Genomic DNA, 25670 nt, shown 5'->3' on the forward strand with positions numbered 1-25670 from the left:
CCTTTTCCGGGGCTTGGCTCAACTGCCCACGTTCGGGCGCAGCGCCGCCTTGAGATAGACCACCATCGACCAGAGCGTGATGAGGGCCGCGATCCAGATCAGGACCCGCCCCACGGGATTGGTGTGGAAAAGCCCGAAGAGAACGCCGTCGAATAGCAGGAACGGGATCGCGACCAGCTGGGCGATGGTCTTCAACTTGCCGAAAATGTTGACCGCGACGTTCTTCGACTGGCCCACCTGCGCCATCCATTCGCGTAGCGCGGAGATGGTGATCTCCCGGCCGATGATGATGAGGGCGGCGAACGGGTCGACGAGGCCCTTCTCGGCGAGCACGATCAGCGCCGCGGCTACCATCAGCTTGTCGGCCACCGGGTCGAGGAATGCCCCGAATGGCGTGACCTGGTTCCACTTGCGGGCGAGATAGCCGTCGGCCCAGTCGGTCACCGCCGCCGCGATGAAGATCCACATCGAGACCACGTTCGCCTGGCGTACCGTCAGCCAATCCTCCGGGAAATACAGCACCGCCACGAAAAGCGGAATGGCGACGATCCTCAGCCAGGTGAGGAAGTCGGGGAGGGTCAGTTTCTGCACGGGTTCGGGTTCGTCAGTGGAGCGCGTTGTAGATTCGCTCCGCGAGTTTACGGCTGATGCCTTCCACGCGTGCGAGATCCTCGACGCCGGCGGCCATCACCCCCTGCAGGCCGCCAAAGTGGGCCAGGAGCTGCTGGCGGCGCTTCGGCCCGACGGCATCGATTTCCTCGAGGGTCGATGCGCGCCGCGCCTTGCCGCGCTTGGCGCGATGGCCGGTGATCGCGAAGCGATGCGCCTCGTCGCGGATCTGCTGGATGAGGTGCAGCGCCGGATGCTCGGGCGGCAGGCGGCGCGCTTCCTCTTCCCCCGCGATGAAGAGCTGCTCGAGTCCGGGCTTGCGCTCCTCGCCCTTGGCCACACCCATCATCGGGATGTCGGACAGTCCCAGCTCGACCATGACGCCGCGCGCGGCCGAGAGCTGCCCCTTGCCGCCATCGATGAGGATGAGGTCGGGGACCTTGCCCTGCCCTTCGGCGAGCGGCCGGTAGCGAACGTTCAACGCATAGCGCATCGCGCCATAGTCATCGCCCGGCTCCACATCCTTCACGTTGTAGCGGCGGTACTCCGAGGTCTGCATCGCGCCCTTCTCGTACACGACGCACGAAGCGATCGGCGCTTCGCCCATGGTGTGGCTGATGTCGAAGCACTCGATGCGCGCGATCGGGGCGTCGGCGCCCATGAATTCCTGGAGCGCGAGGCCGCGCGCTTCCTGCGTGGCCTGCGCGGCAAGGCGCGCCGCCAGCGCGATCGCCGCGTTGTGCCGCGCGGTCTCGACCCAGAGCCGCGATTCGCCGATGGGCCGCGAGATGACTTTCACCGCGTGCTCCGAAAGCGCGGCGAGCATCTCTTCGAGCGCGGCGGCATCTTCGAGCTCGAGCGTATCGGCAACGATTCGCGCGGGCACGGGCTGCTGGACGTAGTGCTGCGTGAGGAAGGCTTCCACGACGCTCGCGGCATCGCTGCCCGACGCGTTGACCGGGAAGAAGCAGCGGTCACCCAGGTGCCGGCCCGCCCGCACCATCGCGAGCGCGACACACCACACGCCCTGGCTCTCGACGGCGGCGACGATATCGACGTCACCCGCGCCGGCGGACTCCACCGCCTGCCCGGAGCGGATGCGCTGGAGCATCTGGATGCGATCGCGATACTGCGCCGCATCCTCGTAGCGAAGCTCGACGGCCGCGGTATCCATCTTGCGCATGAGGTCGGAGGTCACGACCTCGTCCTTGCCCTCGAGGAACTGGCGGGCCTGCTCGACGTCATGCTTGTACGCGCCCTCCTCGATCAGCCCGACGCACGGGCCCGAGCAGCGATGGATCTGATAGAGAAGGCACGGACGCGAGCGGTGCGAGAACACCGAGTCATCGCACGTTCGCAGCCGGAAGATCTTCTGCAGGTGACCGATCGTCTCGCGCACGGCCCACGAGCTCGGGAAGGGACCGAAGTAGCTGTTGCCCTTCTGCTGCACGCCGCGATAGAAGCGGATCTGCGGATACCTGTGGCCGGTGACGAGGATGTACCCGTAGCTCTTGTCGTCGCGGAACAGGACGTTGTAGCGCGGGTGCTGGCTCTTGATGAGGTTGTTCTCGAGCAGCAACGCGTCGGCTTCGGTGCGCGTGGTCGAAAACTCGGCCGCGCCGATCTGCGCCACCATCAGCGTGGTGCGCGGGCTCGGATGCGCCTTCTGGAAGTACGTGGAGACGCGCTTCTTGAGGTCCTTCGCCTTGCCGACGTAGATCAGGTCGCCGGTGGCATTGAAGAACTTGTAGATCCCGGGAAGGGTCGGGAGCGTCGCGACGAAGGCGGCGCTGTCGAAGGCCGCGGACACCGCCGGGCCTTCAGCCTTGGCGCACGCGCGCGAGGTTCTCGGCCGCCGCCAGGTAGGCCGCGCTCGCCTTGAGCGCGGCGGTGGAAATGGCCTTGCCGCGCATGCGGTCGAGGCGACGCACGAGCGTGGGCGCAACCGGGCGCCGCTCGAGACCTTCGAGCAGTGTGTCCTGCGCTCGGGGATCGTTGCAGATGAGGACCATGTCGCAGCCGGCGTTGAGCGCTGCATTCGCGCGCGCCACCATGCCCCCCGCGGTGCTCGCTCCCTCCATCGCGAGATCGTCCGAGAAGATGAGGCCTTCGAAGCCCAACTTCTCGCGCAGGATCTTCTGCAGCCACACGCTCGAAAAACCCGCCGGCTTGGAATCGATCTTCGTGTAGATGACATGCGCGGGCATCATCCCGCCCATGCCCGAGCGCGCGAGGCGCTGGAAGGGAATGAGATCGCTGTGCGCGATCTCCGACATCGTGCGCGAGTCGGTGGGCACCTCCAGGTGCGAGTCGGCCTGCACGAAGCCGTGCCCCGGGAAATGCTTGCCCACGCTCGCCATGCCCGCGGCCTGCAGGCCCGCTTGCAGCGCCTCGGCCAGCACCGCGATGACGTTCGGATCCCGGTGCAGCGCGCGATCGCCGATCACGGCCGATTCGCCATGGTCCGCATCGAGCACCGGAGCAAATGTGAAATCGACGCCATGCGCCTGGAGCTCGCTGCCCATCACGAAGCCGCAGCCGCGCGCGGCGGCGAGCGCCTGCGCCGGATCGTGGTCCCAGAGCTGGCCGAGCTGGCGCATCGCGGGGATCGCCGTGAAACCGTGCTTGAAGCGCTGCACGCGGCCGCCTTCATGGTCGACCGCGATCAAGAGCGAAGGCTTGCGCAGCTCGCGGATCGAGTGCGTGAGCTGGATCAGTTGCAGCGGGGCTGCGAAATTGCGCGCGAAGAGGATGACGCCACCGACCTGCGGATGCTGCAGGCGCTCGATGTCGTCGGGCGTCAGCTCGAGGCCCGCGACGTCCACCATGACCGGACCAAGCTTCACGACTTCTCCCCTTCCAGGATGACGGTTGCGACCGCGACACCCGCGTCGTCGGTCAGCGTGACATGGGACGCCGTCACGCCGCGTCCCGCAAGGTAGCGGGCCATGCCGGCGTTGGGCTGCAGGTTGGGCTTGCCGCTGGGATCGCGCCCGACAGCCACCGAATGCCAGGTGAACGGCGTGCGGATGCCCGTGCCGATCGCCTTGGCGAAAGCTTCCTTCGCCGCGAAGCGCTTGGCGAGGTGGCTCGCCTTCTTGAGCGTGCGCTCGTAGCGCGGCCGCTCTTCGGGCGCGAGGATGCGGTTCACGAAGCGCGCGCCGAAGCGGTCGAGCGCCTTCGCGATGCGATCGATCGAGACCACGTCGGTGCCCAGGCCCTGGATCACTTGGCCTCCCGCATCAGGGCCTTCATCTCGCGCACCGCTTCGCGCATGCCGACGAACACGGCGCGGCTCACGATGGCATGCCCGATGTGCAGCTCGCGGATGCCCGGGAGCGCGGCGACGGGCTGAACGTTGAAATAGTTGAGCGCGTGGCCCGCGTTGAAGCGCATGCCCGCCTTGCGGATCGCTTCGCCCGCCTTGCGGATCTTCTCGAGCTCCTTCACCACCGCGGGGCTCTCGGTGTCGCGTCCCTTCGAATGGAACGCGTGCGCATAGGGACCGGTGTGGATCTCGCAGACGCGCGCGCCGACGCGTTCAGCCGCGGCGACCTGCTTGGGATCGGCGTCGATGAACACGCTCACGACGATGCCCGCCTTGGCGAGCTTGTCGACCTGCTTCTTCACGCGCTTTTCCTGCGAGACGATGTCGAGGCCGCCTTCGGTGGTGACCTCCTCGCGGCCTTCGGGCACGAGCATCGCCATCTCGGGCTTGATGCGCGTGGCGATCGCGACCATCTCGTCGGTCGCGCCCATCTCGAAATTGAGCTTGATGTGCGTGAGCTCGCGCAGGCGCCGAACGTCTTCGTCCTGGATGTGGCGGCGGTCCTCGCGAAGATGCACGGTGATGCCATCCGCGCCGCCCAGGTGGGCTTCCACGGCCGCCCACACGGGGTCGGGCTCGTACGTGCGCCGCGCCTGGCGGATCGTCGCGATGTGGTCGATGTTGACGCCGAGCTCGATCAAGCGCCTTCTCCGATGCGTTGCAGGTCTCGGACGAGGCTTCGCGTGGCGAGCTCTTCGCCGTCCAGGAAGTGGTTGATGATGAGGCGCATGAGGTGCTTCGCTTGCGCGCAGGTCGCGGGGTCGTCGAACTGGCCGCGCTCCAAATGTTGAAGCGTGAGTCCGCGCAATCTTACCGCATTCGCCCCCGGCTCCCGCCCCTCGGGCGCCGGAACCGGCCCCCTTTCCACGAGGTAGTGGTACTCGCGTTCGGCGACGATGGGCTCGTGGGTACCGGCCTCCCGTGCAAGCTCGAGCGCATAGCCGAGCTCGCGGAGCATCCGCACCTCGAAGCGCCGCAGCACCGGCTCGACGGCTTCGGGGGCGAGGCGCGTGGAGCGGGCCGCACCCTTCGAAAGCTCGCGCAGCGCGGAAATGGCGTCGTCGTACGCGGCAAACAGCGCCTCGTGCGGATCGTCGCGATGGGTGAGCTTGAGCAGAAGCTCATTGAGGTAGAAGGCGGCGAGCAACGCGGCGCCGGCAAGCGGCAGGCCCGGCCCGCCCGGCTCCGCGGTCTTGAGGGTCTTCAGCTCGCCGCGCCCGAACCAGTCGAGCGACAACGGCTGGAAGGGAACGAGCAGGCTGCGGTTGGCGGACTTCGGGCGACGCGCGCCCTTGGCGACGAGGCCCAGGCGCCCATGCGCCTCGGTCCACACTTGCAGGATGAGGCTGGTTTCCCGGTACGGGTAGCTGTGCAGGACGTAGCCGCGGTCCATCACTCGTAGCCGAATTGGCGCAGCATCGCCTCGTTGTCCGCCCAGCCGCTCTTCACGCGCACCCACAGCTCGAGGTGCACCTTGCCGCCGAACATCCCTTCCATCGCGTGGCGCGCCTCGGTGCCGATGCGCTTCAAGCTCTGGCCGCCTTCGCCGATCACGATCGCCTTCTGGTTGGGCTTGTCCACGTAGATCGTCGCGGCGATGCGCCGGAGGTTGCCCTCCTGCTCGAAGTTCTCGATCACGACGGCGGTCGAATACGGCAGCTCCTCGCCCAGCAACCGGAACAGGCGCTCGCGCACGAACTCGCCGGCCATGAAGCGCTCGGACTTGTCGGTGAACTCGTCGGCTTCGTAGACGGGCGGTGCGACGGGCAGGAACCGGCGGATCTCATCGAGCAGCGCCTTCACCTGCGTGCCCTTCTCCGCGCTCACCGGAACGAGTGCCGCGAAATCGCGGCGCGCATTCCATTCGGCAAGCACCTGCGCGAACTTCGCCTTGTCGCGGATGCGATCGACCTTGTTCAGCGCGAGAATCACCGGCACCTCGTCGGGCAGGAGGCTCAGCACGGGCTCGTCGCGCTCGTCGGGCTTCCACGCCTCGACCACGAAGACGATGACGTCCACTTCGGACGCGACCTGGGTCACGGTGCGATTCAACACGCGGTTCAAGCCGCTCGCGTGCTGCTTCTGGAACCCGGGCGTGTCGACGAAGATGAACTGCGACTGCGCGTCGGTGAGGATGCCGTGGATGCGATGGCGCGTGGTCTGCGCCTTGCGCGAGGTGATCGCGACGTGCATTCCCACGAACTTGTTGAGCAGCGTCGACTTGCCGACGTTGGGGCGGCCGACGATCGCCACGGTACCGGTGCGGAATTCCTTGGCGCTCATTTCTTCTTTCCTGTGGATTTTGCTTCGCGCTTTTCCTGCACCTGCTGCTCGATCAACGTGAGGACCTCGGCGGCCGCGGCCTGCTCGGCGGCGCGTCGGCTCGGACCCTTGCCGGTGCCCGCGAGCGAAAGGTCATCGACGCGGCATTCGACCGTGAAAGCCTGGTCGTGGGCCTCGCCTTCGATCACCTGCACCGTGTAGCGCGGCAGGGGAAGCTTGCGCCCCTGCAGGTGCTCCTGCAATGCGGTCTTGGGATCCTTGTGCACGGGCTTCTGGTCGGCGGCGGCGAGCGCCGGTTCCATGAGGCGGGCAACCGCGGCGCGCACCGCTTCGAAGCCCGCATCGAGGAAGATCGCGCCAAGAAGCGCCTCGAGCGCGTCGGCGAGGATGGACGGACGGCGAAACCCGCCGCTCTTCAGCTCGCCCTCGCCCAGTCGCAGGCAATCGCCCAGGCCCAGGCGCTGCGCCGCTTCGAAGAGCGAGCCCTGGTTCACGAGCTGCGCGCGCAGCCGCGAGAGATCGCCCTCGGGCAACTGGGGATAACGTTCGTAGAGAAGGGTTGCGACCGCGCAGTTGAGCAGGCTGTCGCCCAGGAACTCGAGACGCTCGTTGTTGGGCGAACCGAAGCTGCGGTGGGTCAGCGCCCGGATGGCGAGCGCCGCATCGCCGAACCGGTGGCCGAGCGCTCGCTCGAGTGCGGCGACCTCCGGCGGCTCGGGGCTTACTTCGCGGTGGTCGCCGTGAAGTCGAGGCACGCGTTCAGGTTGTAGATCATCGAAATGCGAACGCTCCAATTGGCGGTGATCACGGCTTCGCCGCCTTCCTTCGTGATCTCGAGGTCCTCGCCCCGCACCGCCTGCACGCCTTCGATCGAGTTGCGTCGGTCGAAGGAAACGCGGATGTCGCGCACGGTGCCCTTGGTGTCGCCCTGCGCTTCCATCGCGTTGAGCATCTTCTTCACGGCGAAGAAGTCGATGTAGGCCGGCGTGAGCTTGGCCGCGAAGAGGCCAAAGAAGGCGAGCACGATCATCCCAAGGATCGCGCCCGTCAGTGTGATGCCGCGCTGCTTATGCATTTATGCCTCCCCTGATCCTGCCGCGCACCGGACGCATCATTCGATGCTGTCGAAGATGCGCTTGAAGTTGCCGAAGTTCATCCACACCAGGAAAGCGCGGCCCTTGATGTGGTCATCGGGCACGAAGCCCCAGTAGCGGCTGTCGCTGCTCTGGTCGCGGTTGTCGCCCATCATGAAGTAGTGACCCGCGGGCACCGTGCACGTGAAACCGTCGTCATTGTATTCGCAATTGTCACGGTGGGAAAACTGCCGGACCTCACCGAGGTTCACCACCGGCTGCGAGGCGATCACCATCATGCGGTGGCTCTTCTCGCCGAGCTTCTCGAGGAACGTGGGCAGGCGCGTGTAGTTGAGCTCCGCGTCGGTGTAGTAGCCCGTCGTCTGCACCGGCACGGCCTGGCCGTTGACCGAGAGACGCTTGCCGCGATAGGCGATCTTGTCGCCCGGGATCCCGACGACGCGCTTGATGTAGTCGACCGAAGGATCGACGGGGTAGCGGAACACGACGACGTCGCCGCGCTTCACGTCGCCGATGTCGATCACCTTCTTGTTGATGACCGGCAGGCGAATGCCGTAGGTGTACTTGTTCACGAGGATGAAGTCGCCCACGAGCAGCGTGGGCTTCATCGAACCCGAGGGAATCTTGAACGGCTCGACCCAGAACGAGCGGATCACGAAGACCACGAGGATCACCGGGAAGAACGCGCGCGCCATGTCGACGACGATCGGCTCGGCGGCATCCGCGCCGCGCCGCGGGCGCGCCCAACGCGCCCACCACAGCCAGATGAGGCCCGTGATCACCGCCGCGAGCAGCAGGACGGCGGCGAAATCCGTGACCTTGAGCAACAGGCCCATGGCGGCGATGAACAGCACCGGCCAGGCCACTTCGAGGATGCCCTTGCGCGTATCGGTGCGGACACTCCCGCCGCGCACGAGCACGAAGTCCCAGAGGATGATCGCCGTGCTGGCTGCGGCGGCGATCATGGCGATCAATTCCCAGTCGAGTCCTGCTTGGGGCATCAATGGCTCTCCACGAGCTACTTGCTCTCAACCTGCAGGATGGCCAGGAAGGCCTCCTGCGGAATTTCCACGTTGCCGACCTGCTTCATGCGCTTCTTGCCGGCCTTCTGCTTCTCGAGCAGCTTCCGCTTGCGCGAGATGTCGCCGCCGTAGCACTTGGCGAGGACGTTCTTGCGCATGGCCTTGATGTTCTCGCGCGCGACCACGTCCGAGCCGATCGCGGCCTGCACGGCGACGTCGAACATCTGGCGCGGGATGAGCGTGCGCATGCGCGAGGCGAGCTCGCGGCCGCGGTACCGGGCGGTCTCGCGGTGCACGATCAGCGAAAGCGCATCGACCTTGTCGCCGTTGATCAGGATGTCGAGCTTCACGAGGTCGCCGGCGCGGAACTTGCGGAACTCGTAGTCGAGCGAGGCGTAGCCGCGCGAGTTGCTCTTCAGCTTGTCGAAGAAATCCATCACGATCTCGTTCAACGGCATGTCGTACGTGAGGATCACCTGGCGCCCCGCGTACTGCATGTTCACCTGCGTGCCGCGCTTGATTTCGCACAGCGTGATGACCGGGCCCACGTACTCGTTGGGCATGATGATCGTGGCGCGAATGATGGGCTCGCGGATCTCCTCGATGAACGACGCGTCGGGCAGCTTCGACGGGTTGTCGATCTCGATCACGGTGCCGTCGCGCAGCGCGAGCTGGTACACCACGGTCGGGGCCGTGGTGATGAGCTCCATGTCGTACTCGCGCTCGAGGCGCTCCTGCACGATGTCCATGTGCAGCAGGCCGAGGAAGCCGCAGCGGAAACCGAACCCCAGGGCCTGCGAGGTCTCGGGCTCGTAGCGCAGGCTCGAGTCGTTCAGCTGCAGCTTCTGCAGCGCGTCGCGCAGCGCCTCGTAGCGGTTCGACTCCACCGGGTAGAGGCCCGCGAACACCTGGGGCTGGATTTCCTTGAAGCCCGGCAGCGGTGCGGCCGCCATGCGCTCGACGGTGGTGACGGTGTCGCCCACCTTCGCGTCCTTCAGTTCCTTGATGCCGGCGATGATGAAGCCCACCTCGCCCGCGCCGAGGCTGTCTCGCTGCAGGGACTTCGGCGTGAAGACGCCGACCTGCTCGACTAGGTGCTTGGCGCCCGTGGCCATCAGCAGGATGTTGTCTTTCGGCTTCAGTTCGCCGTCGACCACGCGCACGAGGATGACCACGCCCACGTAGTTGTCGAACCACGAATCGATGATGAGGGCCTTCAGCGGGCCCGTGGGATCGCCCTTCGGCGGGGGGATGCGCGCGATCACGGCCTCGATCACGTCGTCCACGCCCTCGCCCGTCTTGGCGCTGCAGAAGACGGCGTCGGTGGCATCGATGCCGATCACTTCCTCGATCTCCTGGATCACGCGGTCGGGCTGCGCGGACGGAAGATCGATCTTGTTCAGGACCGGCACCACATCCACGCCGAGCTCGGTGGCCGTGTAGCAGTTGGCCACGGTCTGGGCTTCCACGCCCTGCGAAGCGTCCACGACGAGCAGCGCGCCTTCGCATGCGGAAAGCGAACGCGAGACTTCGTAGGAGAAGTCCACGTGGCCCGGGGTATCGATGAGGTTCAGGCGGTATTCGCGGCCGTCGCGGGCCTTGTAGCTGAGCGCGGCGGTCTGGGCCTTGATCGTGATGCCACGCTCGCGCTCGAGGTCCATCGAATCGAGGACCTGCGACTCCATCTCCCGCGAGGAAAGGCCGCCGGTGCGCTCGATGATGCGGTCGGCCAGGGTCGATTTGCCGTGGTCGATGTGCGCGATGATGGAGAAGTTGCGGATGTGATCCATGGTGCGTGCGTGAGCCCGTGAAACGCGCAAAAGGCCACGGGTTCGTGGCCTTTTGCAGTGCAACATTCTACTTCATCCGGGCGAGCCTTGCATCCAGCGCTTCCACGTTGAGGTGGTAGTGGCAGATCTCGATTTCGCCGTCCAGGAGCACCGGGACCTTGTCGCCCCACTTCGCCTCGAGCGCCGGGTGGCGGTCCACGTCGACGACTTCCACTTCGAATGAAAAGCGGCCCTGCAACTGCTGCAGGGCCGCGATCATTTCATGACACAGGTGGCAGTACTCCCGAGAGAGAACTGTCAGCTTGGGCTTCAACCCTCGTCCGGCCGATACGTGATCAGCCGGCTGCCGTTCTCGTCCTTCACGAGGATGGCCACGGCCTTCTTCGCGTCGAGCTTGGCCACGGTCTCGTTGAACATCTTCACGCTCGTGATTTCCGTGTTGTTCACGCGCACGATCGCGTCCCCCGGCTGCAGGCCCGCGGCGAGCGCGTTCCCATCCGAGGCATCGATCGCGACACCGACGGTGATCTTGAGCTTCTTCTTCTGCTCGGGGCTGAGTTCGCTCACGGCGACACCGAGCTTTCCGGTCTTCACTTCCGGCTTGGTGGTCGCGGCGGCGGTCTTCACGGCGCCCTCTTCCTGCAGCTCGCCCACGGTGACGACGACGTCGCGCGGCTTGCCGGCGCGCCAGACGTTCATCGTGACCTTCGTGCCGGGCTTCACCTGGCGGATGTAGCGCGAGAGATCCGGGGAACCGTCGATCACCTTGTTGTCGACCTTGAGGACGATGTCACCCACCTCGAGGCCGGCCTTGGCCGCCGGCGAATCCTTCTCGATCGCCTGCACCGAAGCGCCCTGCGCCTTGGCGAGGCTCAGGCTCTCGGCGACATCCTTCGTGACGGTCTGGATCTGCACGCCAATGCGGCCGCGGACCACCTTGCCCGTCGACTGCAGCTGCGTGGCGACGTTCATCGCGAAGTCGATGGGAATCGCGAACGAGATGCCCGCGAAGCTGCCGGTGCGCGAGAAGATCTGCGAATTGATGCCGATCACCTCACCCTTGAGGTTCATCAGCGGACCGCCCGAGTTGCCCGGGTTCACGGCGACGTCGGTCTGGATGAACGGCACGGCATCGCTGTTCTGGTCCGAGAGGTTCTCGCGAGCCGTTGCGCTCACGATGCCCGCGGTGACGGTGTTGGCGAAGCCGAACGGCGAGCCGATCGCGACCACCCATTCACCCACGCGGGTCTTGTCGGACTTGCCGAGCTTCACGACCGGCAGGCCCGACGCCTCGACCTTGATCACGGCAACGTCGCTGCGCTTGTCGACGCCGATCACCTTGGCCTTGAGCTCGCGCTTGTCGGTGAAGCGAACGAGGATTTCATCCGCGTTCTCGATCACGTGGGCGTTGGTGACGATGTGGCCGTCGGCCGAGATGATGAAGCCCGATCCGACGCCGAAGGGGCGAAGCGGACCGCGCGGCTGCGCGGGCTGGCCCGGCTGCTGCGGCTGGCGCGGATTGCGGCCCTGGCCCTCGGGGCCGGGGCGCTGGTCCGGCGGAATGAACCGGCGGAAGAATTCGTAGAAGGGATCGTCCTCGCTCAGCCCCGGGGGAAGCTGCGCCTGGCTGCGGCGCCCCGAAGTGCTGATGTTCACGACCGCGGGGCCGTATTTCTCGACCAGGTCCGCGAAGTCGGGCAGTTGCTGCGCCTGCGAGACGCCGCTCGCGGCCAGGCCCAGCATGAGGCCGAATGCCATGAAAAACGAATGGAGTTTGTGCGTCATGGGAGATTTCCTGTTATCGGATTGCCGTCGAACTAGGTGGGGGTAGAACGGGGTAAATCAACTCAGGGCCGGCGCTGGACGCCCCGGCCGGCCTGCTGCACGGCGGCCGCGGGAACCTCGCCGAGCACCGTGATGACCTGGTCGCCCGAGGGGCGCACGTAGTAGCTGGTCGTGCCGTCCTCGCTGCTCGCCTCGGGCCGCACCGCGCCGTTGGCCGGCTCCACGAAGACGCTCATGCTGGCCAGGCCGTCGGTCAGGACGATCTGCGAGACCGGCTGCTCCCGCCCGGGGAACGTGCGGCGCATCTCGGAGACCTGCCGATAGCCCGCCGGGGGGTTGGCGACCATCCATCCGGTATCGGCTCCCTTGGCTTCCTCGAGCGGCCTCTTGTCGGTCGTCCACTGGCGGATCTGGGCCGAGAAGGTGGAGCGCACGTCGCTGCGCGCCACTTGGGGACCGAGCTTGAGCTCGGTGAAGGTGAACTGTTCGATGACCTGGTTCTTCTCGTTGAGCGTCTTGGCGCGCATCAGGAGGCCCGAGGCGAGCTCCGCGCACAGGCGCTGGGCGAAGCGCAGCGCATCGCGCGGTTCCAGGCGGATCCATTGGCACTCGTACCCGATGACGCGCTCGACCTTGCCGAGCTTGAGGTCGTAGTTCTGCGCGATGGCTTCAGGGGCCGCGCGGAAGATCGACGGGAAGAATCGCGCGGTGACACGACGGTCAAGGCGCACGGTCTTGGCGTCGGGCAGGTAGCAGAACATCTCGTCGTTGCGCCGCACGATCTCCTGGGGCGGACCGTCGAGGGACTGGATGCGCTCGTGCTCATCGCCGCCCACCACGACGTGCGTGACCCGCATGGTCTGGGTGCGCTCGCCGCTCGTGTGGACGAAGGTGCCCGAATACGTGCTCGACTTGGCCGCCGTGGCGGCCCGCTGCAGCCACGCGAGGGGATCGGTGTTCGGGTCGGCGGCAATCGCGGGAAGGGACCCCGCGACCGCCAGGGTGATCAGCAGGTGTCGCGGCTTCATGGGCCCTTGGCGGCGACCGGCCGGTAGAACTCGGCAGACGGGGTCTGGCGATGGGCCACGAGGTAGTCGTGGATGTCCGGGGCCGGCTGCACGACCGCGCCCGTGGCCGCAGCCTTGGTCGCGACCGCTGCCGTCGGCTCATTCACGGCGACCGTGGCGAGGCTGCCCTGGACGGGCGCCGGGCCACGAACCACGGTGGGGCCCGCCGAGCCGATACCGCCCTGCTGGAAGCCGATCCAGCCCACGACGCCAATAGTCGCGACCGAGGCGGCAGCCGCGAGGCTGATGCGCACGATATTGGCCATCGGCGGCAGGCGCCGGGGCGCGAGCACCGTAGGCTCCTTGGAAAGGTCGGATATGACCCGGCCCGTGAACGGCAGCGCACGCGGTACATCCCCGCGCATCACGTCGCCGATCAAATGGTATTCATCCCAGACGCGCATCGCGTCCGGATCCTTGCAACACGCCTGGATGGCTTGCCCGGATTCGTGGGATTCCAGCTCGCCGTCCATCAAGTTCGAAATGTTCTGCTTCATGTGCCGCTCCTGTCCTGCGTATGCCGCCCTGCTGCCGTTTAATTATCGTTTTGCCTGCTTACTGTTTGTTCACCAGCGTTGATCCTTGCTCGTTCCGAGCTGGGGGCGCAGCTTTTCCGCCACCGCCTCCCGCGCCCGGAAAATGCGCGACCGAACCGTTCCGATCGGGCAATTCATGATCTGCGCGATTTCCTCGTAGGACAATCCCTCGATTTCCCGAAGGGTGATGGCCGTCCGAAGCTCCTCGGGCAACGCATCGATCGCATCGTTCACTGTCTGCGCAATCTGTTTCGTCGCGAGCTGGCTTTCGGGGGTGTTGATGTCCCTGAGGCCTGCCGCGTCGTCGAATCCTTCCGCCTCTTCACTGTCGAACTCGGTCGACGTCGGTGCCCTGCGACCCAGCGCGATCAGGTAGTTCTTCGCGGTGTTGATGCCGATCCGGTAAAGCCAGGTATAGAACGCGCTGTCGCCCCGGAAGTTCGGCAAGGCACGATAGGCCTTGATGAAGGCTTCCTGCGCGACGTCCTGGATCTCAGCCGGATCGCGAATAATGCGCGCGAGCAGGCGCTCGAGCTTGCGCTGGTACTTGACCACCAGCATCTCGAAAGCCTTCTTTTCGCCTCGCTGTGCGCGTTCGACCAGCAGTTGGTCGATTTCACGATCGCTCATCCCGCCCTGATTTTGCGTTGTCCTGTTCGGTATGGTCACGCCACCCGTCAGGGCATGCGCGTCAGGGCTCGCCACGAACGGCTTGGAGGCCTGCTGCGGTAGTATAAAGCCTAGCCTTTTCATTCCTTTGGCGGCGCCTTCCGCAACTGACATGGCCAATAGACGGGGTGCCTTGCAAATAGTTCCTCGAAGCATGGGGTCTTTCCCCCACCTCCGGCGTTCCTGACGTGTCCCGATACGACGTCCTCATCATCGGCAGCGGGCTGGCCGGTCTCTCGGCCGCGCTGAAGCTCGCCCCGCATTTCAAGGTTGCACTTGTCACCAAGCAGGAACTGCTCGATGGCGCTTCGTCCTGGGCGCAGGGCGGCATTGCCGCAGTGCTCGACGGCGCGGATTCGCTCGATGATCACGCGCGCGACACGCACGTGGCGGGTGCGGGACTCTGCGACGACGCCGCGGTGCGCTTCGTGGTGGAGCGCGGCCGCAGGGCGGTCGAATGGCTGGTCTCGCAAGGCGTTCCTTTCACGCGTGAAGACGGCGGCGAAGAAGGCCTGCATCTCACGCGCGAAGGTGGCCACAGCCACCGCCGCATCGTGCATGCCGCCGACGCCACGGGCAGCGCGGTGCAAACCACGCTGGTTGGAAGGGTTCGACAGCATCCGAACATCGAAGTGCTGCAACATCACATCGCCGTCGATTTAATTTCGGGCCGCCGACTTGGCACGGGAATTCCCGACCGGGTGTGGGGCGCGTACGTCCTGGACCGCCAGGCGGGCCGCGTGAAGACGATCGGCGCGCGCCACACGATTCTTGCCACGGGCGGCGCGGGCAAGGTCTACATCTATACGACCAACCCGGACACGGCGAGCGGCGACGGCGTGGCGATGGGCTGGCGCGCGGGCTGCCACGTCGCGAACATGGAGTTCATCCAGTTCCATCCGACGTGCCTTTACCATCCGCACGCGAAATCGTTCCTTATTTCCGAGGCGGTGCGCGGCGAAGGCGGATTGCTCAAGCTTCCGAACGGCGAGCGCTTCATGCCGCGGCACGATCCACGCGCGGAACTCGCGCCCCGCGACATCGTCGCGCGCGCGATCGACTTCGAGATCAAGCGCCATGGCCTCGATTGCGTGCATCTGGACGTCACGCATCTTCCGGCCGAGTTCCTCCGCGAGCATTTTCCCAACATCCTCCAGCGCTGCCTCGACTTCGGCATCGACATCACCCGGGAACCGATTCCGGTCGTTCCGGCGGCGCACTACACCTGCGGGGGCCTGGTCACCGATCTTCGCGGCCGCACCACCCTGCCCGGTCTCTATGGCCTCGGCGAAGTGGCGTGCACCGGATTGCATGGGGCCAACCGACTCGCTTCCAATTCGCTCCTCGAGTGCCTGGTGTTCGCCGACTCGGCCGCGAGCGACATCAGCGCCGCAGGCCCCGTCGAGATTCCGAAGCTTCCCGATTGGGACGAGAGCCGCGTGACGGACGCCGATGAGGAAGTCGTGATCGCGCACGCGTGGGACGAGCTGCGCCGCTTCATGTGGAACTACGTCGGGATCGTACGCACGAACAAGCGCCTGGAGCGCGCGCGCCATCGCATCCAGCTCCTGCAGGAAGAGATCCACGAGTTCTATTCGACGTTCCGCGTCACCAACGACCTGCTCGAGCTGCGCAACCTCGTGGCCACCGCGGATCTCATCGTTCGCTGCGCCCTCGCGCGCAAGGAAAGCCGCGGCCTGCACTACAGCCGCGACTACCCGGACACGCTCCCCGAGGCACGCAACACCGTGCTCGTGCCCCCAACCGACACGACGCGCGGCACGCAACGCGTAGCCCTCGTACCGTGACTTCGCTCTACCTTGCGCGCGAGATCCGCGCGCTCGAGGCGCGAGCGCCGGCCGGTGTTTCCCTCATGGAACGCGCGGGCCGCGCCGTCGCCGAACTGGCCTCGGGCCTCGCGGCGGAAACCGGCGAAGCGATCCTCGTCGTCGCCGGCGAAGGCAACAATGGCGGCGATGCGTGGGTCGCGGCCGATCGCCTGCGCGAGAGCTTCCATCGCGTCACCGTGCTCGATGCGGGCAAGGGCGAGCCGGCAGCCACCGAAGCGCGCGCGGCAAAATCGCGCTTTGTCGCGGGTGGTGGCGAAGTCGTTCGCGAATGGCCCGAGCGCCTGCAGCCGGCGCTGATCATCGACGGGTTGCTGGGCATCGGGCTCTCGCGCGACGTGCAGGGCCGCTACGCCACGCATGTCGATCAAATCAATCATGCCAACGCCCTCGTGCTCGCGATCGATGTGCCCAGCGGCCTCGATGCGAATACCGGTGCCGTTCGCGGCAGCGCCGTTCGCGCCGACCACACGATCACCTTTCTTGCCGCAAAGCCCGGGCTTTACACCGGCGACGGCCTCGACCACGCGGGACAGGTCCACGTCGACACGTTGGGCATCACGCCGCCGGCCGAAACACTCCACGGCACCCTCCTCTCACCGGACGCGCTGAGGGGCTGGCTCGCGCCGCGCTCCCGCAATTCGCACAAGGGATCCTTCCGCACGCTCGGCGTCGTCGGTGGCACGCGCGGCATGGCGGGCGCGGCACTCATCGCGGCGCGCGCCGGGTTGTTCGCCGGCGCCGGCAAGGTCTACGTGGGATTGCTCGCCGAAACGCTCGCCTACGACCCGGGCGCGCCCGAACTCATGCTGCGCAGCGTCGATGACACGCTCGAAGCCGATGTGATCGTCGCCGGACCGGGCGCGGGCCTCTCGCCCAGCGCCACGTCGCGCTCGACGTTCGAGCGCTCGACGCTGCCCACGATCATCGAGATGGAAAAACCGATCGTGCTCGATGCCGACGCGCTCAATGCGATCGCCGTGCAGGACGCCCTCCAGGCTTCACTCCAGGCTCGCACGCTTCCCGCGATCCTCACGCCGCACCCAGGAGAAGCCGCGCGCCTGCTGCGCTCGACCATCGCCGAAGTGCAACGTGACCGCATCGGCGCCGCGGTGGCGCTCGCGAAGAAATACAACGCCCACGTCGTCGTCAAAGGCGCGGGCAGCGTCTGCGCAACACCCCACGGCGAATGGAGCATCAACGCGACCGGCAACCCCGGCCTCGCGAGCGGAGGCACGGGCGACGCACTCGCCGGCCTCATCGGTGCGATGCTCTGCCAGGGCCTCGCGCCCGGACGCGCCCTCGCCTACGCGGTGTGCCTGCACGGCGCCGCCGCCGACGCCTGTGTCGCGCAGGGCACGGGCCCGACCGGCCTCACCGCCACGGACGTCATTCTCGCGGCCCGCCGCGTGCTCAACGACTGGATTCAAGTCTCCTAGGTAAAGCCATGGCCGAACGCGAAGCAATGGAATTCGATGTCGTCGTCGTGGGCGCGGGTCCCTCGGGCCTGGCGACCGCGATCCGCCTGAAGCAGCTCTGCGCCGAGCAGGGCAAGGACTTCAGCGTGTGCGTGGTCGAGAAAGGCTCCGAGGTCGGCGCGCACATCCTCTCGGGCGCGGTGATCGATCCACGCGCACTGACGGAGTTGCTCCCGAAGTGGAAGGAAGACGGCGCTCCGCTCAACCAGCCGGTGACCGAGGATCGCTTCCTCTTCCTCACCGACAAAAGCTCGTACCGGACGCCCAACTGGATGCTCCCGGCCTGCTTCACCAACCACGGCTGCTACACCGCGAGCCTCGGCAACCTCTGCCGCTGGCTGGGCACGCAGGCGGAAGCCCTGGGTGTGGAGATCTATCCGGGATTCGCCGCGGCCGAAGTCCTCTATGCGGAAGACGGCAGCGTGCGCGGTGTCGCGACGGGCGACATGGGCATCGGCAAGCACGGAGAGAAGACCGCACGCTATGCCCAGGGCATGGAGCTGCACGCGAAGTACACCGTGTTCGCCGAAGGCTGCCGCGGCAACCTCGGCCGGCAACTCGAAGCGCGCTTCAGGCTGCGCGACGGCGTGGGCCCGCAGGTCTACGGCATCGGCCTCAAGGAACTGTGGGAAGTGAAGCCCGAGAAGCACGTGCCCGGCCTCGTCGTGCACACCGCGGGCTGGCCGCTCGAGAGCGATACCTACGGCGGCTCATTCCTCTACCACCTCGAGAACAACCAGGTGGCGGTGGGCTTCGTGGTGGGCCTTGGCTACACCAACCCGTACCTGCACCCGTTCGAGGAATTCCAGCGCTACAAGACGCACCCGGCGATCCGCGGCTTCTTCGAAGGCGGACGGCGCATCTCCTATGGCGCCCGCGCCATTGCCGCCGGCGGACTGCAATCGCTGCCCAAGCTCACGTTCCCGGGTGGGGCCCTCGTCGGCGACGACGCGGGATTCCTCAACGCATCCCGCATCAAGGGAACCCACGCGGCCATCAAGTCCGGAATGCTCGCCGCGGAATCGGCCTTCGCGGCCCTGTCGGCGTCCCGCGCGAACGACGAGCTGTCGTCCTATCCCGACGCCTTCCGCGCGAGCTGGCTCCATGGGGAACTGCACCGCGCGCGCAATTTCAAACCCTGGATGGTGAAGGGACTGTACGTGGGCACCCTCATGGTCGGGATCGACCAGGTCGTCTTCCGGGGCAAGGCACCGTGGACGCTGTCCCACCACCTCGCCGACCACGAGACCCTCGTCCCGAAGGCGTCCGCGACCCCCATCACCTACCCCAAACCCGACGGGGTGCTGACGTTCGATCGGTTGTCATCGGTCTTCGTGTCCAATACGAACCACGAGGAGGACCAGCCCGCCCACCTCACCCTGAAGGACCCGCGCATCCCGATCGAAGTAAACCTGGCGGTTTACGACGCCCCCGAGACGCGCTACTGTCCTGCAGGGGTGTACGAAATCGTCACGGAAGGCGGCACGCCCCGGTTGCAGATCAACGCGCAGAACTGCGTGCACTGCAAGACCTGCGACATCAAGGATCCCCGGCAGAACATCGTCTGGGTCACGCCCGAGGGTGGCGGAGGGCCGAACTACCCCAACATGTAAGGAGGATTCGCGATGAAGAACGTGGCTGAACTCCTCAGAATCAGACCCGCCCGCATCGTGTCGGTGAAGCCCGAGGACACCGTGCTCGACGCGATCAAGGTGCTGGCCCGCGAGAACATCGGGGCCGCGATCGTGATGACGGGCGATCGCCTCGCCGGCATCTTTTCCGAACGCGACTACACCCGCAAGGTGATCCTCCAGGGTCGCTCCTCCAACACCACCCGGGTCGAGGAAATCATGACCACGACGGTGGTGGTCGTGAGCCCGCGCACCCACACCCGCGAGTGCATGGCGCTGATGACGGAGAAGAACATCCGCCACCTGCCCGTGGTCGACCAGGGACGGGTGACCGGCATGGTCTCCATCCGCGACATCGTGGGCGACATCATCGCCGACCAGGACTTCACGATCGAGCAACTGGAGCACTACATCTCCGGTCAATGAAGTCCTGATGCTCGAAGTCCGCGGGCTCGCGAAATCCTACGGGCCCGCCACGCGGCTCTTCGACGCGCTCGACCTCGATTGCGCTCCGGGCGAGCTGGTCGCCGTGATCGGCGAATCGGGCTCGGGCAAGTCCACCCTCCTCAACATCCTCGCGGGCCTCGATCGCCCCGACGCGGGCACGGTGCGCGTGGAAGGGGCCACGCTCGATTTTTCCGACGACGATCGCCTGGCTCTCTGGCGCCGCAGCTCGGTGGGCTTCGTCTTCCAGTCGTTTCACCTCCTGCCCTATCTGAGCGCGCTCGAGAATGTCGCCCTGCCGCTCGCCCTCAACGGCGTGGCGCCGGCCGTCCGGCACGAACGCGCGCGTGCGGCCCTCGACCAGGTAGGACTCGCGGGGCGCATCGATGCCAGCCCGGGAACGCTTTCGGGTGGTGAAGCGCAACGCGTCGCGATCGCCCGCGCGCTCATCCACGATCCGCGCCTCGTGCTCGCCGACGAGCCGACCGGCAACCTCGACGAGGAAAACGCCGGCCGCGTGCTCGACACCTTGCGCGAGCGCGTGAAGGCCTCGCGCGCCGCGGCCCTCCTCGTCACGCATTCGCCGCGCGCGGCGGCCATCGCCGACCGCGTGCTGCGCCTCTCCGGCCAGCGCCTCTCGCCCGCATGAACGCGGGTGTGGCCTCGCAGCTCCTGCGCGGGTTCGCGGCGGGCAACCGCGCCCGCATCGCGCTGTCGGTGGCGGCGATCGCGCTCGGCGTGGCGCTCGGGACGGCGGTCGATACGCTGCATTCGTCCGCGATCGCCGAAATCGAAGGCGCCGCGCGCGCACTCGGCGGCACCGCGGATCTCAACGTGCGCGGCCCGCGCCTGGGCTTCGATGAATCGCTCTATCCGGCGCTCGCCAAGCGCGCGGAGGTGCAGGTCGCCAACCCCATCGTCGAAGTGGAGGCGAAGCTCGCCGGCCAGGCCGAGACCGTGCGCGTGATGGGCATCGACATCTTCAAGGCTTCGCGCATGCAGCCGGCGTTTCTCGCGCGCCAGGGCGCGGCCACGGCGAGCGAAGCGGTGGACTACCTCGACAAGCGCAACGCATGGATGACGCCCGCGGCCTTCGTGCGCGCGAAAGCGAAAGTGGGCCAGCCGTTCAAGGTCCGCGCCGGCAGCCGCGACGTGGAGCTGATCGCCGCGGGAACCCTCCCCCAGCTTGCCGACGGCGGTGCGGCGATCGTCATGGACATCGCGGCGGCCCAGGACCTCTTCGATCTCGGTGGCAAGCTCTCGCGCGTGGAACTGCGGCTGAAGCGCGGCGTGGACGTTGCGTCGTTTCACGCCGCGCTCCTCGCTTCGCTGCCGCCCGGTGTCACGGCCACGACGCCCGCGTCGCTGCCGGGCCGGCTCGCAAGCCTCACGCGCGCCTATCGCGTGAACCTCGCGGCGCTCTCGCTCGTCTCGCTGCTCACGGGACTCTTCCTCGTCTTCTCCGCGCTCGCGCTGCAGGCCGCGCGCCGCCGCCAGGAATTCGCGCTGCTGCGTGCGCTTGGTGTCACGCGCCGCGGCCTGCTGGGGTTGCTCGCCATCGAAGGACTCGTGGTCGGCGTGGCGGGAAGCGTGCTCGGGGTATTGCTCGGCCTCGTCTCGAGCCGCGTGCTCCTCGAGACGTTTGGATCCGACCTCGGCGCCGGTTACTTTCGCGGCATCGATTCGACCTTCGCACCCGATCCCATCGCCCTCGTCGCGATCGCGATCGCGGGGGTGGCCGTGGCGATGACCGGCGCGCTCGTGGTCGCTCGCGCGGTCGCGCGACTCGATGTCGCCACGGCCCTGCGTGATCGCACGCTCGACCTTCCCGTCGCGGCCCGGCATGCCTTGCGCTGGGCGGCTGCGTTTGGCGTTGCCGGGGCGCTGTTGCTCACGCTTCCCGCGATTGGCGGCTTGCCCCTGGGGGGTTATGCGGCGATCGCGCTGTGGCTGGCCGCCGCGGTACTCGTCGTCGATCCCGTTTGCCGCGCGCTCATCGCCCGGTTGCGGCCGAGCGATCCGCCGATCGTGTCGCTCGCACTCGCCCAGGTGCGCCACCTGCCGGGACACCTTTCGGCGGCGGTCGCGGGCATCGTCGTCAGCACCGCCCTGTGCGCCGCGATGGCCGTGATGGTTCATTCGTTCCGCGTCTCGCTCGAGCAATGGCTGTCGGGCGTGATCGGCGCGGATCTCTACGTGCGTTCCTCGCCGCAGGGTGACACGGGCTTCTTCACGTTCGCGGAGCAGCAACGGGTCGCGGCGCTGCCCGGCATCGCGACCCTGGAAGCGTTGCGCTACGACCGGCTGGTGATCGACAGCGATCTGTCGGCCGTGACCCTGCTCGCGCGTCCCGTCGATGCACGCTCGCTCGCCGGGTTCCAGGCTTCGCCCGCGAAGCGGCCCGAGGGGTCCGCCATTCCCGTGTGGATCTCCGAGGCGGCGATCGACCTGCACGGCTGGAAGACCGATTCGACGATCACGTTGCCGATCGCCGGGCGCCGCGTTCCGGTCCTCGTCGCCGGGCGTTTTCGCGACTACGCGCGCACCTGGGGCGCGGTGCTGATGGACGTCGAGGACTACCGCCGGCTCTCGGGCGACGACCGGGCCAATGACATGGCGCTGCGCCTCGCGCCGGGCCACCCCGCCGCAACGGCCATCGCCGCGATCCGGCAGGCGCTGCCCGCCTCCGAGCTCGTGATCGACGAGGCGAGCGAGATCCACCGGCGATCGCTCGCCGCGTTCGATCGCACCTTCGCGGCGACCTATGCGCTCGAGGCCGTGGCGATCTTCATTGCGCTTGCGGGCGTGACGAGCAGTTTCGCGGCGCTCGCGTGGTCGCGCAGGCGCGAGTTCGGCGTGCTTCGGCACCTTGGGCTCACGCGGCGCGAAGTACTTCGCCTGCTCGCACTCGAGGGCGCTGCGGCCGGTGCGCTGGGCGCGGGTCTCGGGCTCGCCGCGGGGTCCGCCATCAGCCTCGTGCTCATCGGTGTGGTGAACCGCCAGTCGTTCCACTGGGATCTCGAGTTGCATTGGCCCCTCACGGGTCTCGCGATCCTCGCCGCGGCGGTTGTCCTGCTGTGCGCGCTCGGCGCACGTTGGAGCGCCCGCGCCGCAGTTCGAGCCGATGCCGTGCTCGCGGTGAAAGACGATGCCTAGATCCGCGTTTATCCGCGTTTATCTGCGGACCCTGCCTTGCTTCCTGCTCCTTCTCGCCGGCCACTCCGCCGCATCGCCCGACTTCGATCCGGTCGTTCCCGGCCGCGCGATCACGCTCGCGGCCGACGGCGGCGCCCACCCCGGACATCGCATCGAGTGGTGGTATGTCACGGGCCAGGTGGAATCGCCGCGCGGCCCCCTCGGCTTCCAGGTGACGTTCTTTCGCGTGCGCAATCCCGCCGCGGAAACAAGCCCCAGCCGATTCGCGCCCGCGCAGCTCCTGTTCGCGCACGCCGCCGTGGCAGAACCCGCGCACGGAAAGCTGCGCCACGACCAGCGCACCGCGCGCACGGGCTTTGGTCTTGCCGAGACGCGCGCCGGAGCCACCGACGTCGTCATCGATGACTGGATGCTCCGCCGCGAAGGCGAGACGTATCGCACGCGCATCCCGGCGGAAGGATTCACGCTGGACCTCACGCTGCGGCCCACGCAGCCGGTGCTCCTGCAGGGCGATCGTGGTTTCAGCCGCAAGGGCGTGTCCCTCGAGGAAGCGAGCTACTACTACAGCGAGCCACAGCTCGAGACGAGCGGGACGATCACGCTTGGCACGCAGGTGCTCGCCGTGAAGGGCACGGCGTGGCTCGACCACGAATGGTCGAGCGCGCCGCTCGCCAAGGACGCGGCCGGCTGGGACTGGGTCGGCGCGAACCTCGACGATGGTTCCGCGCTCATGGCCTTTCGCATGCGCAGCAAGGATGGCGGCGTCCTCTGGGCCACCGCCACGCAGCGCGCGCGCGATGGAACGCTCAAGCACTTCGATGCCGCGGCCGTGCGCTTCACGCCGCGCCGCACGTGGAAATCGCCGCGCACATCGACCACGTATCCGGTCGCGATGGACCTCGAGGTCGGCGGCCAGTCGTGGCGCCTCGAGCCGCTCATGGACGACCAGGAGCTCGATGGCCGCGCGAGCACCGGCACGCTCTACTGGGAGGGAGCCATATCTCTCACGAATGCGCAGGGCGCGCGCGGCCGCGGTTATCTCGAGCTCACCGGCTATCGCGAACGGGTACCCTTCTAGGCATGGGGGAGCCAACAACCGAAAGCGTGCGCGCCGAAGTCGGACACATCGGCGCGATCGAAGGCCTGCGGGGCGTGGCGGTGCTGTGGGTCGTGCTGATGCATTACTTCGTGCTGCGCGGTGGGCTCGACGACCCTTGGATCGGCCTGCTGAACACCCAGCCCGCGCTCAAGGCCATCGTCGCGAACGGTTACCTCGGCGTGGATCTCTTCTTCCTCATCACCGGGTTCCTGCTCACGCTTCCGTGGTTTCGCCATGCGATGCAGGGCCGCGCCGCACCCTCGGCCCGCGAGTTCTACCGCCGACGCGTGCGACGCATCGTGCCGGCGTACTACGTGCAGCTGCTCATTCTCTTCGCGCTCGTGATCCCGCTGGTGCACGGCAGCGAGTTCTGGATGCGCAACCTCTGGTTCACGCTCTACAACATCGGCGCGCACGTGACGTTCCTGCACTACACGACGCCGCTCTCGAGCGCGTCGCTCAGCCTCAACGGCGCACTGTGGACGCTGGCGCTCGAAGCGCAGTACTACCTGCTGCTGCCATTGCTGGCTCCCCTCTTCGTGCGCTGGCCCTGGCGAACCACCGCGTCCCTTGCGGCGATCGCGCTCGCATGGCGATACCAGGCGAACCACGGCCTGGCAGCCCTCGTCGCCTGGGAGATGCGCCTCGGCGAAGCGTGGAAGATTCCCGAGAGCACGATTCGCCACTTCCTGTGGACGCAGCTCCCGGGGTATCTCGCGCACTTCGCCATCGGCGTGATGATCGGCCGCGCGTGGCTCATGCGACGCGTGGTGACGAGCTACACGCACGCCGAAGCGGCGTGGCAGGCCATCGCCGTGGCGGCATTGGTGGGCCTCTATGTTTCGCACGCCGCGGGATCGAACCTCGGCGACTTCGCGTGGGCGGTCGTGCCGCTCTCGCTCGGCCTCGCGATGTATGCCTTCGTGGTTCGCTCACCGCACTCGTCGAACACCGTGCTCGCCCAGGGGCCGCTCGCCTTCGTCGGCCGCGTGAGCTACTCGACGTACCTCTATCACCTGCCGCTGCTGCTTGTCTGGAACAAGTACGCGCCGGACCTTTCCTGGGCCGGCTTTCCGGTCTACCTCGCCCTCCTCCTCGCGCTCTCGTGGCTTTCGTGGCGCTTCGTGGAGCGGCCCTTCATGCAACCTTCCTCCAAGCCCGTCCCGAACCCATGGCCGACAAACGCTGCTCCTGGTGCCTCGGAAGCGCCGACTACATCGCCTACCACGACCGCGAGTGGGGCAAGCCCGTCCACGACGACCGCGTCCTCTTCGAATTCCTGATCCTCGAAGGCGCGCAGGCGGGCCTCTCCTGGTCCACGATCCTCGCCAAGCGCGCGAACTACCGGCGCGCGTTCGCGGACTTCGACCCGGTGAAGGTCGCGCGCTTCACGCCCGCGCGCGTGGAGAAACTGCTCCTCGACCCGGGCATCGTGCGCAATCGATTGAAAGTGGAAGGCACCGTGAAGAACGCGAAGGCGTTCCTCGCCGTGCAGAAGGAATTCGGGAGCTTCGACGCCTACGTGTGGCGCTTCGTCGGCGGCAAGCCGAAGGTCAATCGGCCGCGCTCGTCAAAGGAAGTCCCCGCGAGCTCGCCTGAATCCGACGCGCTCTCGAAGGACCTGAAGAAGCGCGGCTTCACGTTCGTGGGCTCCACCATCCTGTACGCGTACATGCAGGCGGTGGGGATGGTGGACGACCACGTGCGGGGCTGCCCGGCAACAGCGGCACTGTCATCCTGAGGAGCGCAGCGACGAAGGACCTGCTTTAGGGTTTTAACTGTTAACCCCTAAAGCAGGTCCTTCGGGCCTTCGGCCCTCAGGATGACCGTTG

General features: G+C 67.0%; 24 protein-coding genes and 1 pseudogene. 9 read left to right on the forward strand and 16 right to left on the reverse strand.

What is annotated here, in order from left to right; translation table 11 throughout:
- Positions 1-18 precede the first annotated feature (18 nt).
- From pgsA to rpoE, 16 genes are all read right to left on the reverse strand, one after another.
- On the reverse strand, positions 19-591 hold the full coding sequence (gene pgsA, locus DSM104440_RS10720; protein WP_171162448.1) for a CDP-diacylglycerol--glycerol-3-phosphate 3-phosphatidyltransferase: 573 nt from the start codon (positions 589-591) through the stop codon (positions 19-21).
- A gap of 13 nt (positions 592-604) precedes the next feature.
- Positions 605-2419: an excinuclease ABC subunit UvrC gene (uvrC, locus tag DSM104440_RS10725; protein WP_212758035.1), complete on the reverse strand. Its 1815-nt coding sequence runs from the start codon at positions 2417-2419 to the stop codon at positions 605-607.
- Positions 2420-2429: 10 nt separating this feature from the next.
- Positions 2430-3455 (reverse strand): beta-N-acetylhexosaminidase, encoded by a 1026-nt coding sequence (nagZ, locus tag DSM104440_RS10730; protein ID WP_212758036.1) that lies wholly within the window; start codon positions 3453-3455, stop codon positions 2430-2432.
- Entirely contained in the window at positions 3452-3838 is a 387-nt protein-coding gene (acpS, locus tag DSM104440_RS10735) for a holo-ACP synthase (RefSeq protein ID WP_171162452.1), read from the reverse strand. Before acpS ends, nagZ begins: the two co-directional genes overlap by 4 nt.
- Positions 3835-4578: a pyridoxine 5'-phosphate synthase gene (locus tag DSM104440_RS10740; protein WP_171162454.1), complete on the reverse strand. Its 744-nt coding sequence runs from the start codon at positions 4576-4578 to the stop codon at positions 3835-3837. Before DSM104440_RS10740 ends, acpS begins: the two co-directional genes overlap by 4 nt.
- Positions 4575-5330 carry a DNA repair protein RecO gene (gene recO / locus DSM104440_RS10745; RefSeq protein WP_171162456.1) on the reverse strand — a complete coding sequence of 252 codons (756 nt, stop codon included), beginning with the start codon at positions 5328-5330 and terminating at the stop codon, positions 4575-4577. Before recO ends, DSM104440_RS10740 begins: the two co-directional genes overlap by 4 nt.
- On the reverse strand, positions 5330-6220 hold the full coding sequence (era, locus tag DSM104440_RS10750) for a GTPase Era (protein ID WP_171162458.1): 891 nt from the start codon (positions 6218-6220) through the stop codon (positions 5330-5332). Before era ends, recO begins: the two co-directional genes overlap by 1 nt.
- Positions 6217-6975: a ribonuclease III gene (gene rnc, locus DSM104440_RS10755; RefSeq protein ID WP_171162460.1), complete on the reverse strand. Its 759-nt coding sequence runs from the start codon at positions 6973-6975 to the stop codon at positions 6217-6219. The genes era and rnc overlap by 4 nt, the downstream gene beginning before the upstream one ends.
- Entirely contained in the window at positions 6942-7295 is a 354-nt protein-coding gene (locus tag DSM104440_RS10760) for a DUF4845 domain-containing protein (protein ID WP_171162462.1), read from the reverse strand. The genes rnc and DSM104440_RS10760 overlap by 34 nt, the downstream gene beginning before the upstream one ends.
- 36 nt (positions 7296-7331) lie before the next feature.
- A complete protein-coding gene (gene lepB / locus DSM104440_RS10765) occupies positions 7332-8150 on the reverse strand; it encodes a signal peptidase I (RefSeq protein ID WP_171165886.1) in 819 nt (272 codons plus the stop codon).
- Positions 8151-8332: 182 nt separating this feature from the next.
- Positions 8333-10126 carry a translation elongation factor 4 gene (lepA, locus tag DSM104440_RS10770; protein WP_171162464.1) on the reverse strand — a complete coding sequence of 598 codons (1794 nt, stop codon included), beginning with the start codon at positions 10124-10126 and terminating at the stop codon, positions 8333-8335.
- Between the two features lie 67 nt (positions 10127-10193).
- Positions 10194-10385 carry a glutaredoxin family protein gene (locus DSM104440_RS10775; protein WP_212758037.1) on the reverse strand — a complete coding sequence of 64 codons (192 nt, stop codon included), beginning with the start codon at positions 10383-10385 and terminating at the stop codon, positions 10194-10196.
- A gap of 50 nt (positions 10386-10435) precedes the next feature.
- Positions 10436-11911, reverse strand: a complete 1476-nt coding sequence (locus DSM104440_RS10780) for a DegQ family serine endoprotease (protein WP_171162468.1) — start codon at positions 11909-11911, stop codon at positions 10436-10438.
- Between the two features lie 62 nt (positions 11912-11973).
- A complete protein-coding gene (locus DSM104440_RS10785; RefSeq protein ID WP_171162470.1) occupies positions 11974-12939 on the reverse strand; it encodes a MucB/RseB C-terminal domain-containing protein in 966 nt (321 codons plus the stop codon).
- Positions 12936-13475, reverse strand: a complete 540-nt coding sequence (locus DSM104440_RS10790) for a sigma-E factor negative regulatory protein (protein WP_171162472.1) — start codon at positions 13473-13475, stop codon at positions 12936-12938. The genes DSM104440_RS10785 and DSM104440_RS10790 overlap by 4 nt, the downstream gene beginning before the upstream one ends.
- Positions 13476-13544: 69 nt before the next feature.
- Positions 13545-14144: an RNA polymerase sigma factor RpoE gene (rpoE, locus tag DSM104440_RS10795; RefSeq protein ID WP_171165888.1), complete on the reverse strand. Its 600-nt coding sequence runs from the start codon at positions 14142-14144 to the stop codon at positions 13545-13547.
- Between the two features lie 227 nt (positions 14145-14371).
- Here rpoE and nadB point away from each other — a divergent pair, with 227 nt between their 5' ends.
- The 9 genes and pseudogenes from nadB (at position 14372) to DSM104440_RS10840 (ending at position 25579) form a co-directional block, all read left to right on the forward strand.
- Positions 14372-15991, forward strand: a complete 1620-nt coding sequence (gene nadB, locus DSM104440_RS10800) for an L-aspartate oxidase (protein WP_171162474.1) — start codon at positions 14372-14374, stop codon at positions 15989-15991.
- Positions 15988-17469 (forward strand): NAD(P)H-hydrate dehydratase, encoded by a 1482-nt coding sequence (locus tag DSM104440_RS10805; RefSeq protein WP_171162475.1) that lies wholly within the window; start codon positions 15988-15990, stop codon positions 17467-17469. The genes nadB and DSM104440_RS10805 overlap by 4 nt, the downstream gene beginning before the upstream one ends.
- 8 nt (positions 17470-17477) lie before the next feature.
- Positions 17478-19121, forward strand: coding sequence for an electron transfer flavoprotein-ubiquinone oxidoreductase (locus DSM104440_RS10810; protein ID WP_212758038.1), 1644 nt, complete (start codon positions 17478-17480; stop codon positions 19119-19121).
- 12 nt (positions 19122-19133) lie between these two features.
- Positions 19134-19565, forward strand: coding sequence for a CBS domain-containing protein (locus DSM104440_RS10815; protein ID WP_171162478.1), 432 nt, complete (start codon positions 19134-19136; stop codon positions 19563-19565).
- 82 nt (positions 19566-19647) lie between these two features.
- Positions 19648-20232: pseudogene (locus tag DSM104440_RS10820) on the forward strand (ABC transporter ATP-binding protein); the annotation flags it as partial.
- Entirely contained in the window at positions 20229-22739 is a 2511-nt protein-coding gene (locus tag DSM104440_RS10825) for an FtsX-like permease family protein (protein WP_171162482.1), read from the forward strand. The pseudogene DSM104440_RS10820 and the gene DSM104440_RS10825, both read left to right, overlap by 4 nt.
- Entirely contained in the window at positions 22732-23817 is a 1086-nt protein-coding gene (locus tag DSM104440_RS10830; RefSeq protein WP_171162484.1) for a lipocalin-like domain-containing protein, read from the forward strand. The genes DSM104440_RS10825 and DSM104440_RS10830 overlap by 8 nt, the downstream gene beginning before the upstream one ends.
- A 26-nt stretch (positions 23818-23843) precedes the next feature.
- Positions 23844-25121, forward strand: coding sequence for an acyltransferase family protein (locus DSM104440_RS10835; protein WP_212758039.1), 1278 nt, complete (start codon positions 23844-23846; stop codon positions 25119-25121).
- Positions 25010-25579, forward strand: a complete 570-nt coding sequence (locus DSM104440_RS10840) for a DNA-3-methyladenine glycosylase I (RefSeq protein ID WP_171162488.1) — start codon at positions 25010-25012, stop codon at positions 25577-25579. The genes DSM104440_RS10835 and DSM104440_RS10840 overlap by 112 nt, the downstream gene beginning before the upstream one ends.
- The last annotated feature ends 91 nt before the right edge of the window (positions 25580-25670 follow it).

The sequence above is a fragment of the Usitatibacter palustris genome (genome assembly GCF_013003985.1).
Taxonomy (GTDB): Bacteria; Pseudomonadota; Gammaproteobacteria; order Burkholderiales; family Usitatibacteraceae; genus Usitatibacter; species Usitatibacter palustris.